21 protein-coding genes are annotated in these 17,992 nt (G+C 65.7%); 11 read left to right on the top strand and 10 right to left on the bottom strand.

Annotated features, from left to right (window positions below; translation table 11 throughout):
* Positions 1-110: 110 nt before the first annotated feature.
* Positions 111-2,687, bottom strand: a complete 2,577-nt coding sequence (locus ACFUJ1_RS26220; RefSeq protein ID WP_378649702.1) for a hypothetical protein — start codon at positions 2,685-2,687, stop codon at positions 111-113.
* Between the two features lie 130 nt (positions 2,688-2,817).
* Here ACFUJ1_RS26220 and ACFUJ1_RS26225 point away from each other — a divergent pair, with 130 nt between their 5' ends.
* Entirely contained in the window at positions 2,818-3,906 is a 1,089-nt protein-coding gene (locus ACFUJ1_RS26225; protein WP_378649703.1) for a phenylacetate--CoA ligase family protein, read from the top strand.
* A gap of 39 nt (positions 3,907-3,945) precedes the next feature.
* On the opposite strand, the gene ACFUJ1_RS26230 is transcribed toward ACFUJ1_RS26225, so the two are convergent.
* The gene (locus ACFUJ1_RS26230) at positions 3,946-5,208 is read right to left on the bottom strand and encodes a hypothetical protein (protein ID WP_378649704.1); all 1,263 of its coding nucleotides are present in this window, start codon (positions 5,206-5,208) and stop codon (positions 3,946-3,948) included.
* A 199-nt stretch (positions 5,209-5,407) separates the two neighbouring features.
* On the opposite strand from ACFUJ1_RS26230, the gene ACFUJ1_RS26235 reads away from it, so the two are divergent.
* Positions 5,408-5,680 (top strand): LuxR C-terminal-related transcriptional regulator, encoded by a 273-nt coding sequence (locus tag ACFUJ1_RS26235; RefSeq protein WP_378649705.1) that lies wholly within the window; start codon positions 5,408-5,410, stop codon positions 5,678-5,680.
* A 9-nt stretch (positions 5,681-5,689) separates the two neighbouring features.
* On the opposite strand, the gene ACFUJ1_RS26240 is transcribed toward ACFUJ1_RS26235, so the two are convergent.
* Positions 5,690-6,082 carry a hypothetical protein gene (locus ACFUJ1_RS26240; protein WP_378649706.1) on the bottom strand — a complete coding sequence of 131 codons (393 nt, stop codon included), beginning with the start codon at positions 6,080-6,082 and terminating at the stop codon, positions 5,690-5,692.
* A 349-nt stretch (positions 6,083-6,431) separates the two neighbouring features.
* On the opposite strand from ACFUJ1_RS26240, the gene ACFUJ1_RS26245 reads away from it, so the two are divergent.
* On the top strand, positions 6,432-6,731 hold the full coding sequence (locus tag ACFUJ1_RS26245; protein ID WP_378649707.1) for a DUF1540 domain-containing protein: 300 nt from the start codon (positions 6,432-6,434) through the stop codon (positions 6,729-6,731).
* A gap of 60 nt (positions 6,732-6,791) precedes the next feature.
* Here the strand turns inward: ACFUJ1_RS26245 and ACFUJ1_RS26250 are convergent, their stop codons facing one another.
* Positions 6,792-7,049, bottom strand: a complete 258-nt coding sequence (locus tag ACFUJ1_RS26250) for a hypothetical protein (protein ID WP_378649708.1) — start codon at positions 7,047-7,049, stop codon at positions 6,792-6,794.
* Entirely contained in the window at positions 7,046-7,249 is a 204-nt protein-coding gene (locus ACFUJ1_RS26255; RefSeq protein WP_378649709.1) for a hypothetical protein, read from the bottom strand. Before ACFUJ1_RS26255 ends, ACFUJ1_RS26250 begins: the two co-directional genes overlap by 4 nt.
* A 405-nt stretch (positions 7,250-7,654) precedes the next feature.
* Between ACFUJ1_RS26255 and ACFUJ1_RS26260 the strand changes: the two genes are divergently transcribed.
* The 4 genes from ACFUJ1_RS26260 to ACFUJ1_RS26275 all read left to right on the top strand — a co-directional run bounded on the left by ACFUJ1_RS26260 (position 7,655) and on the right by ACFUJ1_RS26275 (position 10,987).
* Positions 7,655-8,275: a type II toxin-antitoxin system Phd/YefM family antitoxin gene (locus tag ACFUJ1_RS26260; RefSeq protein ID WP_378649711.1), complete on the top strand. Its 621-nt coding sequence runs from the start codon at positions 7,655-7,657 to the stop codon at positions 8,273-8,275.
* Positions 8,272-8,529 (top strand): Txe/YoeB family addiction module toxin, encoded by a 258-nt coding sequence (locus ACFUJ1_RS26265; protein WP_378649713.1) that lies wholly within the window; start codon positions 8,272-8,274, stop codon positions 8,527-8,529. The genes ACFUJ1_RS26260 and ACFUJ1_RS26265 overlap by 4 nt, the downstream gene beginning before the upstream one ends.
* 1,149 nt (positions 8,530-9,678) lie before the next feature.
* Positions 9,679-10,638 (top strand): HNH endonuclease, encoded by a 960-nt coding sequence (locus ACFUJ1_RS26270; RefSeq protein ID WP_378649715.1) that lies wholly within the window; start codon positions 9,679-9,681, stop codon positions 10,636-10,638.
* Positions 10,631-10,987 carry a hypothetical protein gene (locus ACFUJ1_RS26275; RefSeq protein WP_378649716.1) on the top strand — a complete coding sequence of 119 codons (357 nt, stop codon included), beginning with the start codon at positions 10,631-10,633 and terminating at the stop codon, positions 10,985-10,987. Before ACFUJ1_RS26270 ends, ACFUJ1_RS26275 begins: the two co-directional genes overlap by 8 nt.
* Positions 10,988-11,811: 824 nt before the next feature.
* On the opposite strand, the gene ACFUJ1_RS26280 is transcribed toward ACFUJ1_RS26275, so the two are convergent.
* From ACFUJ1_RS26280 to ACFUJ1_RS26300, 5 genes are all read right to left on the bottom strand, one after another.
* A complete protein-coding gene (locus ACFUJ1_RS26280) occupies positions 11,812-12,786 on the bottom strand; it encodes a GTP pyrophosphokinase family protein (protein WP_378649718.1) in 975 nt (324 codons plus the stop codon).
* Positions 12,787-13,251: 465 nt separating this feature from the next.
* Entirely contained in the window at positions 13,252-13,740 is a 489-nt protein-coding gene (locus ACFUJ1_RS26285) for a hypothetical protein (RefSeq protein WP_378649720.1), read from the bottom strand.
* A 354-nt stretch (positions 13,741-14,094) separates the two neighbouring features.
* On the bottom strand, positions 14,095-14,670 hold the full coding sequence (locus ACFUJ1_RS26290) for a cysteine hydrolase family protein (protein WP_378649722.1): 576 nt from the start codon (positions 14,668-14,670) through the stop codon (positions 14,095-14,097).
* On the bottom strand, positions 14,667-15,632 hold the full coding sequence (locus tag ACFUJ1_RS26295; RefSeq protein ID WP_378649724.1) for a hypothetical protein: 966 nt from the start codon (positions 15,630-15,632) through the stop codon (positions 14,667-14,669). The genes ACFUJ1_RS26290 and ACFUJ1_RS26295 overlap by 4 nt, the downstream gene beginning before the upstream one ends.
* 98 nt (positions 15,633-15,730) lie before the next feature.
* Positions 15,731-16,093, bottom strand: coding sequence for a GntR family transcriptional regulator (locus ACFUJ1_RS26300; protein WP_378649726.1), 363 nt, complete (start codon positions 16,091-16,093; stop codon positions 15,731-15,733).
* Between the two features lie 125 nt (positions 16,094-16,218).
* Between ACFUJ1_RS26300 and ACFUJ1_RS26305 the strand changes: the two genes are divergently transcribed.
* The 4 genes from ACFUJ1_RS26305 to ACFUJ1_RS26320 form a co-directional block, all read left to right on the top strand.
* The gene (locus tag ACFUJ1_RS26305; protein WP_378649728.1) at positions 16,219-16,665 is read left to right on the top strand and encodes a hypothetical protein; all 447 of its coding nucleotides are present in this window, start codon (positions 16,219-16,221) and stop codon (positions 16,663-16,665) included.
* The gene (locus ACFUJ1_RS26310) at positions 16,665-16,955 is read left to right on the top strand and encodes a hypothetical protein (protein ID WP_378649730.1); all 291 of its coding nucleotides are present in this window, start codon (positions 16,665-16,667) and stop codon (positions 16,953-16,955) included. The genes ACFUJ1_RS26305 and ACFUJ1_RS26310 overlap by 1 nt, the downstream gene beginning before the upstream one ends.
* Before the next feature lie 2 nt (positions 16,956-16,957).
* On the top strand, positions 16,958-17,773 hold the full coding sequence (locus tag ACFUJ1_RS26315) for a DUF2637 domain-containing protein (protein ID WP_378649732.1): 816 nt from the start codon (positions 16,958-16,960) through the stop codon (positions 17,771-17,773).
* Positions 17,774-17,776: 3 nt separating this feature from the next.
* On the top strand, positions 17,777-17,992 hold a 216-nt coding region (locus ACFUJ1_RS26320; RefSeq protein ID WP_378649734.1), incomplete at its 3' end, for a hypothetical protein.

A 17,992-nucleotide genomic window follows, 5' to 3' on the forward strand; every position in this document is an offset into this window, starting at 1 on the left:
CTGAGACATGTTCTTCTCGGTTGCGCCGGACCACGGCCACGGCGCAACCCGGCCGGCGGACGGTCGAAACTATAACACGTTCTATTTGCTGGGAAAGGGGTTCGCGGGGATCACCAGGCGGCGATCTCGAACCCGGGGTCGATGCCTCCGTAGCGTTGTACCGCGCTGTCGATGTAGGCCGCGAGCGCGGTGCTGCCGCTCGGCATGCGCAGTCGCGGAGCGGGCCGCATCGGCAGATCAACCCCCGCGATCAGCGCTCCGGCAGGAGCGAAGAGCGGTGGCGTTTCGGAGCGGGTTCCGATGTCGCCCGCAGCGGGCGTGTCGGCGGTGGCGAGTGCGCGCTCGACCGAAGCCCGCGCCTCGGCGGCGTGCACTCCCGAATTCAGGGTGACCTCGACAAGCTCGGCCATCAGCTCAGAGTCTCCGCACTCGGCCACGGCACTGAATATCATCGCCTGAAGGTCGGCGTACAGCCTCGCCCAAGCCACTCGAGCGGATGCCTGCGGGAACTGCAGGCGCCGGTGGCCGATGTAGAGCATCGCGGGAAGCCCGAGGGCGATGACGTCGCGCAATCGATCGGGATATCGGTCGAACAGGTCCGCGGCGACGAGCAGATCACATTTCGCCACTTCGACCATCATGCCCTGTTCGACGAAACCTTCTCGCGCCCGGCCGATGTACTCCAGCCCCACCCCGTTTCTGCCCTCGACGGCATGCGCGAGCCCGAGGTTGAGTTCGCACCCGATCGCATTGCGGCGATAGCCGGGATCGGTCGCGAAGTGGGCGGCCGCGGACTCGAAGGCCGCGATCGCCGCCACAGCGTCGCCCTGGAGCAGCCGTACCGCCCCGAGATTATGCCTGCATTGCGCGATATCCAGCGCCTGCCCGCCCGCCGCCAGGTCCCGCTCGGCTTGCTCGATGGCCTGCGCGGCCTCGGGATAGCGCCGCTGCCGCAAGAGCGCAAGGCCGCGGTTCACTTCCAGGGCGGGAACTAGGTCATCGAGTTTCGCCCCGAGCAGCAGATCGCGCACGTGCGCGAAGGCTGCCGCCGATTCGTCGAACCGTCCGGACTCGAGGTAGACGAGGCCGAGGTGGATGTCGCCCATGGCGATCATCTCCGGCGTGCTGTGCCGGTAGAGACCACGCCTGGCTTCCGACAGCGCGTGCTCGGCGGCGGAATGGTCGCCGAGTGCGTTCCGGCACAACCCCTGGAACTGCCTGCACAGAGCAAGTTGCTGCGCCGCGTTCTCGGCTACGAAGGTCGGGTGGGCGGCATCGAGCAATTCGAGCGCCTCGGTGTACTCGGCCCTGAGCAGCGCCAGCCCTCCGAGCTGTAGCGCGCACCCCGCGGCCAGCGTCGTCAGGTCGAGAACAAGAGCTTCGACGCGGGTAGTGGTCAACAGATCGGTGGCACGTGTCAGATCCTGTCGCTTGAAATACACCCCACCGAGGTACATCCGACCGGTCAGGTAGTACTCCCGATTGACCGGAGCCAGAACGACGCCCGACCGATCGAGCAGCAGCTCGGCCTCTTCCGGCCGATCCATCATGAGGGCGCCAGCGGTCAGCGTTTCGCACCAAGCCTTCTCGACTTCATCGCCGAGCTGCTCGTAAAGACCGCGAGCAGAGCCGTACAGCTCGAACGCCTCCGCTCTCCGATTGCCGTTATTCGCTATCCGGCCGCGCAGCACGTACAGCGCCGCCACACGATCGAGCATGCCCGCGGCGCGGAAGTCCGCTTCGGCGGCGTGGAACAGCGCCATGCCTTCGTCGGTATCACCCTGGTCGAACAGGATGGCACCCAACCGGAGTCGGCAGTCCGCGCGCCGCCCCGCGTGCTCGTCGTCGTACCCCGCGACAGCGGCGGCGAGCGCGGCGGCGGCCTCCGCCATCCGCCCGCCGTCGCTGTACAGCTCGGCGAGCATGTCGTCGCAGTCGGCGATCGTGCCCACGTCATCCATCGCGACGGCACAACTCCGAGCCGCACCGAACTGCTGCTCGGCCGCTTCGTTGTCGTCGAGGCCGACGCTGATCGTGCCGAGCAGGAACCAACAGGTCCCGCGGTCGAGCAGCCGATCGACATCGAAGAGCTGAAGTGCCCGCCGCAGGTGCCCGCGCGCTGTTTCCAGCTCGTCGGCATCGAACGCCAACTCGGCACGCTCGAAGCGGGTCTCGGCAGCGTCGTTGCGCCTGCCCGCCACCAGATAGCCGTCCTCGGCCGCCGCGAAGGCGGCGACGGCGGCCGCGGCCTCGGTCCCGGCCTCCACCAGGGCGCGGCCCGCCCGGAACTCCAGCTCGGCTCCCTCCTCGAACTCGCTGAGCAACATGCACTGCTCGGCCGCGAATCGCAGGTACTCCGCCGCTTCGACCAGCCGGCCGAGATCGATGAAGACCTGGCCGGTCAGGCCCAGGAAGGTGATGGAGTGCTCATCGGGTTCGTAGTCGCGAAGCATGTCCAGCCCGTCGACGAGAACGGAAGCGGCGAGGCTGAATTCTTCGGCGTTGGCATGCGCGAGCCCCGCGAAATAGAGGCAGTCGATCACCGCTTCGGGATACTCAGCGACCGCGCCGGCGGTATCGGTGAAACAGCGCGCCGCCGCGCCATGCTCACTGTTCTCGAACAGCACCATCCCGTCGGTGTAGCGCGGATGCGGCCAGTTCGGTGGATACCCGTCGAAGTCACCCACCGGACCCAGACTGCCGAACCGAAGCCGTGCTGTCTGTCGGGTGAAGCATCGACAGGCCCCGGCGACTTCCGGGGAATCGGTATGTCCGATGCGAGCGCTTATCGGCGCCGCATCGACGACAGGAGTCCCGATGTCCCGAACCACCCGGCCCGGATTCGCCCGCGCACTGCGGGTGTTCCAGCTCGCCGCCACGCACGTACCCGCCTACGCCCCCTTCCTGGCCGAGCACGAGATCGACCCCCGCGATATCCGGACCCCGGCCGATTTCGCGCAGCTGCCGCCGATGACCGAGCCGGGCTACTTCGAGAAGTACCCCCGCCACGAACTGCTGGCCGACGGCGTGCCGACCGTGTTCTGGTCGCGCAGCTCCGGCCGCACCGGATACCGGCCGCTCGACGCCGAATCCCGCGCGCGGGACAGCACCCTGCACCGGCGAATCCTGCGCCCGCTCGGCGCGCACGAGCGCTCCACGCTGGTCGTGGTGACCTCCGCGATCGGCAGCTGGGTCGGCGACACCGTCTCCTGCCTGGAGGCGCTCGCCGCACAGGGCTTCCCCGTCTCGGTGGTGACACCGGAGCAGAATCCCGACGCCGTCCGCGCGGATATCGCCGCGCTCGGCCCCGCGTACGACCAGGTGGTGATCTTCGGCCACCCGCCGTTCGTGCGCGATGTCCTCGACGGCGCGGGCCCGGCGGTGCTGAACCAGGACCTGAAGATCGTGATGGCGGGCGAGAACATCAGCGAGCGTTGGCGGGACCTGCTGCTCGGGCTGCTCGGCAAGCCCGGCGCGCACGCCGACACCTGCCTGATCTACGGCACCGCCGGTGCGGGCTTGGTGGGACACGAGACCCCGACCACGATCGGTGTGCGCCGACTCGCGAAGACCGACCCGCGGCTGCGAAAGCAGGTCTTCGGCGCGGGCCCGGTGCTGCCGACCTTCGTCGAGTTCGATCCCCGCCACCGCTACCTCGAGACCGATGACGATGGCAGGCTGCTCGTCACCGTCGCGGGGCCGATGCCGCTGGTGCGCTACCGGACCGACGACGAGGGCCACCTGCTGTCCGCAGCCCGCCTCGCCGCCATACTCCGGTTGCGCGGCCACGACCTGCGGGTGCGGACCTGCTCGCCCGGCTCGGCGTTCCTGGTGCTGCACGGGCGCTCCGATATCGCCGCGACCTCCCACGCCGTGCGGTTGCCGATCCTGCGCAAGGCGAGCTGACCCGCGCCGGGCCGGATCCGCCGCGACGGCGGGTCCGGCTCAGCGCGCCCGCAGGCCGCCGAGCACCAGGGCCGAGATGATCGCCGCGTTCTGCGCGGAGGGTAGGTGCCGCCGGGTGAAGCAGCGCAGCATGATGGCGTTCGTGATCTCCGCGGCGATCTCCACCGGCTCGTCGACGGCGGCGAACGTGCCGTCCGCGACGCCTTTCGCGATGACCGGGGTGATGATCGCGGGCAGGTCGAGCTCCTTCTTGAGCGGCCGGACCCGATCCGATTCGCCGTAGGTGTCGTGCGCGAGCGCGAGCATGAGCGCGTCGGTGAACGGCAGGTACTCGGCGGCCATCAGGGCCAGGCGGTACAGGTACTTCTCCACGATCACCTCGACGGGCAGCTCGAAGAGCAGGCCGTCCTTGACGACCTGGTCGATCGCGTCGAGCTGGGGCCGGAGCGCGCCGATGATCATGTGCGCCTTCGTCGGATACAGCTGCACCAGCAGGTCCCGCGGCACCTGCGCCGCCGCCGCGATCGTCTCCACCTCGGCCAGGAAGTAGCCCCGCGCGGTGAACTCGTCCCTGGCGGCGGCGAGAACGGCGGCCCGCGGATCGACCGGAAGCACCGGAACGACCGCGGCGGCGGGGCCGGGAACCGCCGACGGGAGTTCGCTCAGATGCCCGGTTCCGGTGCCGTCGAGCAGGGCGACGAGCACCGCCTGCAGCGCGTCCGCGACCGACTGCGGCGTGACCGCGTCCGGCTCGCGGCGGTGGCGCAGCGCGAAGCCCTCCAGCAGCGCGTTGACCAGCACCGCGAAGGCAGCGGGTTTGATCGGCCGCGCCAGCGTCAGCCCGCGCTGGACGAAGACCTCGTCGTAGACCGCGAGCACCAGCTCGTCGCGGCGCCGGTAGTCGAGCCGGACACTGTGCGCGGCGGACTGATTCGATCCGGCGAAGGCGTGGGCGAGTACTCGGCGGGACACCTGCCTGTCGTCGGTGAACGCGGCGAAGAGCCGGGCGATCAGCGCGGTCAGACCGGCCGAGTCCATCCGGCCGGACCCGAGGGTGGCCAGCTCCACCTCGGCGAGCAGGGCAGGCACCGAGTACACCGGGCGGCCGACCAGTCCGCCGAGCAGATCGGCGATGTATTTCTTCTTGTGGTCGTAGCGGCGGTAGTAGGTGGCGTTCGAGACACCGGCGCTGTGGAAGACGGCATCGGCCGTGAGCCCCCGCACGAGCAACTGCTCGGGATGTTCGATCAGCTCGGACACTCCCGCCTCGACGAGCCGCTGCCCGATCTGATCCGCCGCCATATCCCCCGGCCCCCTCCGCCGTCGGCAATCCGGGCGCGAACGCGCCCGCACACAGCATCTCATCGCGAGAGCACTTCGTTACCGACAATGAGAGAGCGGTCTCTCATGGGAGAGCCGAAAGCCTCGTGAGGTGCGTTGGCACTCCGAATGTTTCGGATTTCAATGGTGGGAGACCCCCGCGCACCGAAGGAATCGCCGCATGCCCCCGGAACGAACCGCTCAGGCCGATCCAGTACTCAGCTACCCCGACCCCGGACTGACCGGCCGGGAGAAAGAAGTGCTTCTGGTCTGGATCCGGGCCGACAACAAGGCGCAGGTGGCCCGCACGCTGTTCATCACCGGCTCGACGATCAACACGCACCTCATCCGGATCCGGCGGAAGTACGCCTGCGTCGGCCGCGCGGCGACCACCAAGGCGGCGCTGGTCGCGCGGGCACTGCAGGACGGGCTCGTCGAACTCGACGATCTCTGACCGAGCCGGTCAAGCGGCGAGCCGGGTGAGGTCGGCCGCGACGCCGCGACCGAGCAGGTCGGCCATGGCGGCCATGGTCAGCGTGCGGGCGACCACCACCTGCCGGTGCGCGGCGAGCGCGTCCGGCCCCGGCGGCGCGGCGTGCAATCGGGCGATCGCGGTGGCGCCGGCCAGGCTGAACACCACATTCACGCGCAGCGCCGCACCCGCCCACACCGTGATCCCCGCGACGCTGCGCTCGTGCCCGCACGGTTCGCGATCCACGGCGAGATCGGCGACGGCGAGCCCCGGGTTGTGCTCCGCCGTCTCGGCGCAGCCCGCGACGGCCCGGTGCACCGCGTCGATGAGCTCACTCAGGCGAGTATCGGACACCGTGATCACGTAGCCCCGGTACTCGTTCACCCGCACAGTATCGACCCTCCCCCGGGCCGGGAAAAGTCACCTGTTCCACCGACCCGTGCCCGGGTGGCACGCCGCTGTCGATCGAACGACCGACCCCGGCGGCTCACCGAGCGCGGAGCGAGCTCGTCGGCAACGCCACTCCCGACCCTTCAGCAAATATGTGGCATCTGACCTGCGGGAGACGAACCGGACACCCTCGCAATCCATCGCCTTCCCTCGGCCGAGCCCATGACGAAACCCACCAAGGCTAGCCTGACCTGGCTTTTCACCACCTTCAAACCGTTCTACGATCGACTCGGAATCCCCGTGGGACAGCCCTCCCACGGGCCCCCGACGCTCGGAGGAATTCATGACCACGATGGAAATGCCTCACGTCAGCGAATGTACGGTGAGCGACTGCTCCTACAACCACGACGGCTGCCACGCCTTCGCGATCAATGTCGCGGGCGAGAACGGCTCCGCCGACTGCACCACCTTCATCCCGCTCTCCGGCAAGGGCGGCCTGGAGCGCGTCAACTCCATGGTCGGCGCCTGCCAGCGCGCCGACTGCCGGCACAACCAGAACCTGGAGTGCAGTGCGCCGAACATCCGGGTCGGCATCGGCTCGGGTGACCACTCGGCCAACTGCCTGACCTACTCCCCCGCCTGACCCTCGCTCCCCGACGGGCGGCCCTCACCGAGGCGCCGCCCGTTCACGCGTCGCCCCGGCTCACGACGCCACGTCGAGCACGGTCTCCAGAAAGTCGTCCACCTCGTCGCCGCCCGGCCCGAAACCCCAGATCTCCGGCCCGCCCTGCCTGCTGTCGATCTCGGCCCGCACCGCACCGTCTTCGACCCAGAACCGAAGTGTGCCGCCGGAGCCCAATTCGAGCTCGGCTTCCTCGGAGGCACACCGCCCGCCGGTGACCCGATCACCGAGCGCGGCGGCAACCCGCCCGCACAGTTCGCCGATCTCGAGCCTGCTCACAGGTACGAACATCCCGGCAGCGGGGAGATGCCGCCATCGTCCGCACTGATGGTGCCGTAGGTGAAAAGCTTGCTGAGCAGGCAAACCGGATTGCCCAGCCACCCGGCGGAACCGGTATCCGCGGCCGCCACCGACGAGGTGCCGAGCACCAGCCCCGCAGCCGCGACCATCACGAACGCACCCCGCAGAAGATCCTTCATCTCGCTTCCCTTCTCAGTCCGATACGGCTTTCGAAGAGAAACTTAGAAGATGCGGCCACCGCCGACCTGCCCCCAAAAACCGGTGCGGAAAGCGAAGAAGCCCCACACCGCTTACGCTGGTGCGAGGCTCCGTACTGCTCCCCCATCTGGACTCGAACCAGAAACCTGCCGGTCGTATTGAGTGTATGCCTGCGTCCGCCAGAGTGCGCTAAAACCGTTGCGTGACAATACCTCTTAAGTCTCGCTATCGCATGATGTCCGCCGCTGTCTTCTGTAGTTGGCGCACGTTTGTAGTCGAAAAGTAGCCGAGCGGACTTTGGCGGCAACCAGCGCCCACGCGCTCATGGGCGCACATGACCGCCGGGAGGCCCAAGCCTCATGTACAGAATCCTGTACAGTGGCATCATGAAGCCCGTATCGATCACCGAGGCACGTGCCAACCTGGCGTCGGTGCTCAGTAGTGCGACAGACGATCTTGATGAGGTTGTCATCACTCGCGCTGGGCACGAACCCGCAGTCGTGGTCGCCTTGAGCGAGTACGAGGCCCTGAAAGAGACAGCCTACTTACTGGGTACGCGCGCGAACGCTCGACGTCTTGAGCAGTCGATTGAGGAGCACCGTGGGGGGATGGCAACGCCGCAGGAGTTGATTGATCCCGACGAGGACAGTGGCCCCGCCTCCACGCGGAGCGAGGAAGAGAGGTTGGAAGTTCTGGGCCTCGCAGAGAGTGAATCCCCTTCCAATATCACAGTCGGCCGCCGGATGGGAGATCTCCGACCAGAGAATGTGCGCCCCGTGGTCTCAGAGGCGAAGCTTTACCGGGACGTGCGATTGGTCGACACGGACTTTTTGGCAGAGGGAATCTACACCGCAATACCCACCCATGACATCGAGCGCGCTCGCAAAATTTTTCGCGAGTTTTATGAGTCGAGCGAGAGTATGTCAGACGCCTTCTCGCAAGCCATTACTGACTTCAATAAAGCGCTAGAGAGCTTGCAGTCAGTACTTCGCGGGAGCGCAAAGTGAAAGTGGCATTCACCGACTCCGGGTGGGAACAATATCAGGGATGGGCGGGGAAGAACCGTACTGTCTTGAAGCGGATCAACACGCTCATCAAGGAAATTCAGCGAAATGGCCATAACGGCATAGGAAAGCCGGAGCCGCTGAAACATTCGCTGGCTGGCTACTGGTCTCGACGCATCACCGCCGAGCATCGACTGGTCTATGCGATCGAGGATGATACCGTCATTATTATCTCTTGCGAGTTCCACTACGACTAACCTTGAGCTGTCCGTCGGGGGGGGTGCCACAACTGCGCTGCTTAAGTCAAGGAGATCGCTCGGCACATCGAGGAGCGCTGCGGACAAGCTGATGCCCGAAGCGAAAGCCAAAATCGCTCGTCTCAACTGCACCCGCTGGTCCGGGTGACTTCTTTCTCCTGCTTCCTCATCCTGGCCATCCCTGGCTGAGGGGGGTCGTGTCAAGGGCGCGCTTTCCCTTGACTCGGCCGAGTGAAGTCAGACAATCGGGGCATGAGGAAGCGGAGACTCCAACCCGCCACGCCGCTGGACGCGCAGTAGTCCCCGGCCAGCAAGCAGCCGGGAAAGGGGGCCGTAGCCCCCTGGCACTCAGTAGCCGCCGTCCCAGCTCGACAGAGCCTCATCGTTGGCGAGGCTCTGGAGGTAGTGGTCGTGGCAGTACGCCTTCTCGACGGTGCGGCCCTGCCAGCGGGAAGCTGTAGAGGTTGGCGGCGGGGGTGGTGCAGGTGCGGATGGAGCAGATCGTAAGGGGGTGATGACCGCGGTCCTTTCCGGGTCGGTGGAATTCTGGGCTCCGCCCGGACCAGGCCGCGCCCGCGCCGGTACAGGCTCGGCGCCGACTGGGGCGCGCGGCCCTGCCCCTCTGGAATGACCGCAGCCTGATCGCCTTCGTCGCCGCGTGCCCGCGTCGGTGGCGACAGCGCTTGGCCTGTACCGGGGTGGGTGTGGTCTGGTATACCCCTGGGCAGATTCCGTCGGCCCGGAAAGGACCGCGGTCGTCACCCCCTTACGATCTGCGGACCAGGCCACCTGCACCACCCCCGCCACCGACCGCGAGTGACCCGAATGAACCGCCGAGAACGCCTACTGCCACCCCGGCGGCATCGGCAGACACCAGGCAGGGATCGAATCCGAGGGCTACCGTCGCCGGCACGTACCTGGACCGCTTCATGACCACTCGACACTTGGTGTGTGGGCTGACATCCTGCTGTCCGCACTCCTACAGGGGGTGCGACGACGCCTCCGTGGAAGTTTTTCGTCGCGTCCGGGGGCGGTCGGGGAGGGTGAGATGTAGCAACGCCGTGGCACGCGGCATGTCGGTGCCGTCGCGCATACTCGATTCTCGTCCCGGAAGAGAGTCGACCGGGAATCTGGTTGAGGGGGCGTAACTTGGCTGACAGCATCCTGTCGTCTTTGGGTGGTCGGTCCGAACGGGCGTGGCTGGTGCTGACGAAGACTGCTTATCGCCGGCTGGGTGGCGCATCAAAGTACGACGACGACCCGGCGAGCCATTACAGCTGGGACAGCACTGTCCCCAATCACGCTGACGTCGCTGTCGGTGACATCGTCCTGCTGTGGAACCAGATCGAGTCCCTCGGGGTGTCGGTCATCGACCACATCAACGTCGGCACCGCCGACAAACGGCGCGCTCGCTGCTCCCACTGCAACAGCACCAATCTGGAGCAGCGGAAGACCATGCGCCCGATCTACCGGTGTCAGAACTGCAAGCAGAAGTCCGACGATCCGGTCTACGAGGACCTCAACGGGATAACCACCTACCGCTCCAGCCATGAACAGAGCTGGATCGACTTGCTCGGCGAGTTCACCGCGGCTGAGCTACGCAGTCTGTGCGTCAAGCCGAAGTCTCAGAACAGTTTCCGACCGCTGCGATGGCCCGATATCCGCAAGGAGATCGACGCCCGCCTTGGTGGCGGAATCCTGCGACCGCTCGACTCCACCACCGCGCAGTTGCGACACGGACACGCGACCCGGCCCACCCGCGTGCGGATCGGTCAGCGGCAGTTCCGCGAGATGTTGCTGGCTCAGTTCGGGCCGAGGTGCGCGTTCACCGGCGATCTGCCGGCCGCGGCTCTGGACGCCTGCCACCTCTACAGCTACGCCAAGGTCGGCAGACACCACGAGCACGGTGGAGTGCTGCTGCGCCGAGACCTGCACACGCTGTTCGATCGTGGGCTCGTCGCTGTCGATGCCAACGACACCATCGACATCGCGACGGACTACTGCCGATACCCGACCTACGCCAGCCTGCACGGCCAGCCGCTCACAGTGAAGATCAGCACAGCACAACGAGATTGGTTCGCCCTGCACTGGACCGAACATCGTGGATGACGACGAACACGGTTGGACCCGGCTCGCCGGCGCCGCCCCAGCCGAGAACGAGGCCGGCGAACCACCATGGGCGGGCATTCCGCGGTTGGGGCTGATGCAGAAGCGGGTACTGGAGTTCCTCGATTCGGAGATGGCGTGGTCGATCGATGATGTCGCCTTCACGATCTGGACCGAGGAACGCGACTTCGCTAGCCACACCGACCTGCGCTCGGCCTACCGATGCCTTAAACGCCTCGAAAGGCGCGGACTGGCCCGGTGTTGGCGGACCTGGATCCGCGAGGTCGGCTACGTCACCGTTTGGCGGTCAATGGTCGACCCCGATCGCGTGGTGCTCGATCCCGGGGGTTGAGCTACCATCCGCACCTACCGCATTAGGAGAGCGGTCCCAGTCTGATTTGTTGCGTTCGACCCCAACTGGCAGCGTTGGTGCGGATGGCTCGACCTGCGAGAAGCACGGTGGATACGTTGGCTCGCGATGGCTGGACGTGCTGCTGCTGCGCACTCACTGCGTACCCGCGTCGGTTGCGCGCAGCTAGGAGGGAGACGGCGTCGGCACTGCCCCAGCGTGCCGAGATTATTGACTTCCGCCTCCCTCTATGGGAAAGTTTTGCTCCCCGGAGCTGCACACCCGGGGAACCAGCTCATCTGTTCTCTTTCTCGTAACTTGTAGTTCGGCAAGTCGTTGCGTGTGGTACGGGTCTGGTGCGCCGTTCGATTCGGCGCTGATGGTCCTAGCAGTGTGCAGCGTTCTCGGAGCGTTCGTGGTTATTCCTGCCCTGGAGACAACACTTAAAGGTCTCGTAAACCGGAAAAAGTCTAGTGGCAAGAAAATCTCGAGGGGAGCGCACATGGTAGGTGAAATGTGGACAGCAGCCAAGAACGTCTGCTGGGGCCTAACAGGTGGCCTGGTCCAGACCAGACGCAACGAATTGCTTCTCAACTGAATAGCGCGCACAGCACCCGCCCCTTTTCCATCCGGTGGTAGCGATGTCGGCAGCCGGTGCCTATTCGCACCTCGGCCCGAGGCCAGCAGTGACGCATCCTTGGAACTTGGGCACGGTCGAGCCAGTTCGCAGGAAGCATCAAGTGTGCAGGTCGTGCGTTCGCGCTCAGGTCAGGTGATCCCGTTCTGGGCTCGCAGCCATGCCCCAGCGAGCGACACAGCAGACGATCTCAGTCGATCTCTGTGAATGTGTAGTTCGGATTGTTTATGTGCATAGCGCGTCGCACTGCTCCAATGCGCGTGTACCGAGTCAGGTTCTCTTCATCATCCCTGGGCGGGAACTTATTCTCTTTGTCGAGAAACTCTTCACGACGCCTATCCAAAATGTCTTTCAAGGCAAAAATGCCTGTAATGCCTTCGAGTGCCAGCTCTTCGACTAATTGTGCATATTGTCGATCTTTATTGGGCTCCCTGTCCGGAAACTCCTCTGCAAGAAATGCTTTCAGAGTATTTCTATCGATTGCAATATCCTCTGCCGCACTGAATCCAGCCTCACCGACACCGGTCAGCATCAAACGGATGCTCTGACTCGCCTCGCCTTCAAGCACTGCCCCTCTGTCTCGGATGTGCTGGAATGTCCTATCCGCCACATGCAGCAAACCGGCTAGCGCGGAAAAGTCTCGGCGCAAGTCAGGAGGCGTATCTGCACCACCTTTATAGGCCAGCGTATGCTCCACGACGGCCCACGCATCTTGGAGAATGGTCCGAAGCTGTACCTCGAACACGAAATTGTGCAGTCCGCTATACCTTGGGCCACTGTAGCCCTCTTCGAATCTACAGAGGTAGTGAACAGACTGATATCCAAATATTTCAGGCTTGGTCTCGTCTATCTTGGTTTGTTTCTCAACAATTAGAAACTCGTTGGCTATCAGATCCTCGACTCGCGGAATATCGTCCAAGAAGAGGCAGACAACGCGCGATCCAATTAAATCCGTCATCTGACTGAAGGGATCGTCGTATCTTTTCCGTTCAATCTTTTCCAGGAAGCTAGATTTCTTCTTGACACGAACGCGAATATCGTGCACCTTGAGGTCGGCCAAGATGTGCTCCAGGATGTGCGCAACCTCCTCGCGCATCCGCTCGAAAGTAGGCAGGAGCTCGTCGTAGTTTGCACCCCAGCCATTTTCTTCGGGCGAAGTCGTCATGGCCACCATTGTGATCGACGGCGCCAATCCCGCAGTAGGCACCCCCTCGTCGAACCCGTGACTGACTGCCCGCCTGAAAAGCGGAAGGTCGCCGGTTCGATCCCGGCCCTGGCCACAGAGTCCCTCTGACCTTTATGCAGGTCAGGGGGATTTTCGCGTCTCTCGGCAATTCGCGCTCGGGTCCGGGATTGACCGCTGTTGACCGGCTCATCCCGGGCTCTGTCGCACGTTCGTTGCACGCGGAGGTGACCACGGTGGCCCTGATGGGTGGTGGGATGCGCCGGACGCGGGCTGGCTACCGCCTGCCCCATAGGGCCTGCCCTTCTCGCGTAGAGGCTCTGGGGTCAAGAGTGGGCGTAGCCCATCCCGGAGGGACGCCATCGGCGCTCTTGAGGCTGGAGGGGCGCGGGAACACAATGCAGGCCACCACGCAGCAGGGCCACGCGGCCGGAGGTCGCGCTCAGCTCACTGATCGACCGCCCGCTGCCCGCCGTTTCTATGGGAGGCCACGACGGTCTTCGTACGCCGGACCGGGTCGCGTCGGCTGACTGGCCACCGCCGAAAGGTGCGATAGCGGTCGGCGTAGCCGTAGATCTGGGTCCCATGTGGGAACTTGGACAAGATGTCCTCTTCAAATCGCCAGACGAGGCAACCGTGCCCCTCGATCCGTGCTGGCAGCGTCTCCCCCTCGGGCAGAATCGGGTTGGCTCCCTGCGACGCGATGTCGTAGTCGAAGAACAGACTCCGGTCGGCGGACCGGAGGCCGATGTTCGCGATGGTGACTGCCTCGGCGCCCTGGTTGATGACGGCCAGCTGATAGCTGTCGGTGATCGTCTGGGGACTACCCATGTGCAGGCTGACCGTCGGTTTGATGACCACGCCGATCCTGGGCCATCGGATCAGCGTTAGGCCGATGTTCCAGAAAAGCGACACAAGCGAGACCACGAGCGCCACAACAGCAAGTCCGTTCATGGTCTCGCGACACTACCGACAACAGCGCCGTCAGACGTGACGACAGGCGGCCGACCACGAAGTGACGGATGGCGTCGTCCTCAGCCCGGGAGGCCAAGTCGGGTACGGCTGACGTCGTGCCCAGCACCGCCTCGGTTGTTGCAAGAGGTGGCCAGACCAGATCAGTCGGCGTTCTGCCACGTCGCCAAAGCGGTGCCGACGCGCCCAACGCGCCTCGGCCTGCCGGAGCTTGCGGAGGCCGGCCGAGCTGCGCGGTGCCGCGTGGCGGCACCGCTGGGCGGCGCGCAGCGCCGCCCCTTGACTCTATATAGCGAATTTCGGCAACAACTCGCTCAGCTAGGCGGAGTGCCTCTGCGCTGCTGTAGTGCTCAAGGCTTCCACTGCCGACGACGATGGAACGAGCTGGCCGGACCCGATCAGACGGGACATCAGGGTCAGTGCAGATCGGTGGACTTCCGCGGCTGGATGGCGGGTGGCGTTGGATGCGCAGGCATCTTCGATGATCCAGGGCGTATAGCCGCTGTCGAAGGCGTCGAGCGCAGTCTTGAGTACGCAGCCATCGGTGGCGATGCCGCAGATGTAGAGATCGGTGTAGCCGGTGAGCATCCGTCGCCCGTCGTCGGTGAGCGCGGTGTAGGTGACCTTGTCGAGCACCTGAGCGCCCGGTGCATCTGCGAAGGGCCGAAGCTCGGGTGCAAGGTCTGTCTGCGGTGCTTCACGGACTCCGTTCCAGCCGATGAGCCGCTGATACGGAGAACCCTCGTAGTTGTGGTAGCGGGTGAACAGGATGGGGCCACCGGTAGTCGTCCACTGCTCGACCAGGTCCCGGATGATCGGCACGACGTGGCGGGAGTGCTCGTTCACGAAGCCGTTCTGTACGTCGATCACGAGCAGGATGGGGTGGGTGCTCATTTCGCTCCGATGTCCTTGAGGGTGTCGGCTGCGTTCGCCAGGTGTTGGGGCAGACCGCTGGATTGCACGATGGCGTCGCGCATCGACCGGTGGGCGTCGGACTCCTGCGGCCTGGGCGTGAGCAGGCGGGAGCGGCACGCTCGGATGAAGGCGCTTCCGTAGCCGGGTTCGATGCGCGGTTCCCGGCCTTGCTCGATGGCATCGGCGATGTGGGCGCAGTAGCTCCATATCGACTGGAGGTCGAGTTCGACCGCCACGATCTGATCCTCGGTCAGGGCGCGATCCTCGTCGAAAGCGTGGTAGACGACGCCGGACCAGGACGCATAGCCGGACGAAACACCCTGCACACCGAATGGCCTCATGTCGGCGTGGTCGAATCCTTCGGCAAGAAGATCGCGCTCCGTATGGCCGGACTCGTCGCCGGACTCGAGCAGGACCCGTGGGGAGCAGATGATCTTGAGGGCCGATTCTAGGATGCGGCCGGACCAGATCGGCGAATGCACCCAGTAGAAGCTCAGGACATACGAGGGTATCGCCGGGGCGCCGAGTAACCGGCTGACTTCCCGGGCGGCCCACTCCAGGTTTTCTGGGTAGGTCTCATAGCGCCAGAAGGCCATGCTCGCGATGTCGGGGAAGTCGACGTCTTCCACCAGGTGCAGGATGACGGCGCCGAACGGCCAAGCGTGCAGGGTGCAGTGATCTCCGAGCGCGAGCGTGGTCGGCGTCTTGGCGTCGCGGGGAACGATGTGCTGCAAACTCTCGTGGTCGACGCTGATCGAGATGAACTTGTGTGATCGCAGGCCGAGTCGTGTGGCCGAGTTCGGCGAGATCGAGGAGACGGCGACGACGATGTCACCGGGCGGCGTGACCGACGTTTCCCATGAGGAGACGAGCCCCGCGGTGATCTCTCGCCCGATGAGCAAGGTGAGCACCTTGGCGAACTCCCGCTCGTTCAGCCCCATCGCAGCGCGGGCACCGGCGACTCGATGCCGTGCGAGGGTGCCGAAGTCAGGTTGGTAGCGGGACCGAGTGCGTAGATCGGTTACGTTCCGGTCCACGGCTACCCCACCCGCCTGCTCGACGGCTGGTCAGCCGATGGGCTAAGGCCGAGATTGGCGTAGACGTCCATCATCTGGGCCTCGAGGCGCGCGACCCGAGCCGCCAGTCCTTCGTTCGCCAGATCGGCCTCCGACTTGGGCGCCCGCACAAAGGTTCCGACCCCATGAGTCGTCTCGATCAAGCCCTCTCCCCTGAGCACCTCTAGAGCCCGGTCGATGGTTCCGGGGGCGACGGAATGCAGGGTGACCAACTCGTCCTTGGTCGGCAATCGGCTGTCGACGGCGTAGGTGCCATCGGCGATCTTCGCGCGGAGAGCGTCCGCGACTACCTGGTACTTCGTGCGCGAACGCTCGTCCTGAGTCATGGGTCAATCATATGCCTCATGGGTCACTCACATAGATGTCCCCTGGGTCACCCCTTGTGTCATATAGATGTCTGTGGTCATATAGATGACAGCACCATCGACGCACCGAACCAGGAGATGACGAAATGGCTTTGAAGGATGTGTGGTTCACCCCGGCTTTCGGCGAGGCGTTCCCGAAGGGGTTGTTCCTGCTGGGTGACATCGACCCGATGACGGAGTTCAGCTCGGATCGCAGCGCGCCGAAGCGGCAGCGGACCGATGTGGACAACGACGGCAACGGGACCGGGAAGCGGCTGTGGCGGGGCACGGTGACCGATCCGGCGGCGGCGAACGCGAAGTCGGCGTCGTTCGATGTGACGTTCGTGGCCGATGTGTGCCCGGTCCCGGCGGCGCCGGAGATCGTGCCGGGGATGCGCCCGATCGAGCTGGAGGGCTTGTCGATCAAGCCGAAGGTGACCGGGTCGGGGGAGTTCAAGTCGATCGGCTGGAACATCCGGGCGACCGGGATCAAGGGCGACAGCAACGCCCCGAGGGCCGCCAGCAACGGTGCGGGCGCGAAGGCCGGTGCGTGATGAGCTCCATGACCACCGTCCGCTACAGCGACGACGGCATCACGGCCCGCTACATCCCGGGCGAGGTCTACCACTACAAGATCACGCCGGGCAGCATCGTGATCCCGTCGCGGATCGCGGTCGAGCTGGCCGGGGTCGTCGGCGGTGACGCCTCGCTGTCGCTGTCGATCGAGGACGCGCGCAGCCTGCTGGCGGCTCTGCCGGGTGTGCTGGCCGAGCACGACGCCGCCGAAGCCGCTCAGACCGACACCACCGCCGTTGACGTGGTGGTTGCCGGGAAGGCGGCGTAGTCGTGTCCGAGCGTTCCACGGCGATGAAGGTGGCCCGCTGGGTCGCGGTCCTGGTGATCGTGACCATCGGCGTCGCCGCCTTCGCACTCTCCTTCGCCGCGCTCAAGGAGCTGGCGATCATGGCCCGCACCCCGCCCGAGCTGGCGTGGCTGTGGCCGGTGATCGTGGACGGCACGATCATCCAGGCCACCATCTCCATGCTGGTGCTGGCCTCCGGGCCGGAGCGGCGCTGGTTCCTCGGGGTGCTGATCTGCGGCGCCCTGGTCTCGGTCATCGGCAACTCCGTGCACGCGGCGATGGCCGGACAGCACCTGCCCTGGTGGGCCGCTGCTCTCGTCGCCGCGGTGGCTCCGGTGTCGCTGCTGGTCGATACCCACGGCCTGGCGATGCTGTTCCGGGCGTCGAATCGGGAGGACATCCCGAAGGCTGTGGCAGAGCCCGAGCCGTCTGTGGTCGTGGTCTCCGAGCCTTTGCCGGCCGATTCTCGTCGCCCGGCCCCCGCCCCGGTCCGTCGCCGCAAGCCCATGGTCCGGCGTGATCCGGCCAAGGTCGCCAAGGCGATCGAGATGCACGCCGCCGGCGCGAAGTTCCCCGACATCGCCACAGCGCTCGGGGTCTCGCCCTCGACCGCCCGCAACTACGTCGGCAAGGCCAAGCCCGCCGACACCCCGGCCCCGGCACCCGCCGCGCCGGTCACCGTCCCTGAGCCTGCCCCGGTGCTCGCCGCCCCGGTCACGGCTCCCGTTCGTCCCGTGATTCCTGTTCGCCCGCGTCCGGTGGTGCAGCCGATGCTGCCGCTCGCGGTGGGAGGTGCCTGACCCATGAACCTCGAAACTCTCCTCGTCGCTACCGGGGCGGTGACCGGTACCGGTGTGCTGGCCTGGTGGCGCTACCTCGACGCCACCACCCTGCGCCCGGTCACGCTCACCGCCGAGCGGATCGCCGCGGCTGCCCCGCCCGCGTTGCGCCCGGCCGCGTTCATCCTGGCCGACCCCGCCCAGACCAACCTGATGTTCGAGGCCCTCGACCTCGGGCAC

Origin of the sequence: Nocardia sp. NPDC057227, from assembly GCF_042669725.1 — a bacterium.
GTDB lineage: Bacteria > Actinomycetota > Actinomycetes > Mycobacteriales > Mycobacteriaceae > Nocardia > Nocardia asteroides_A.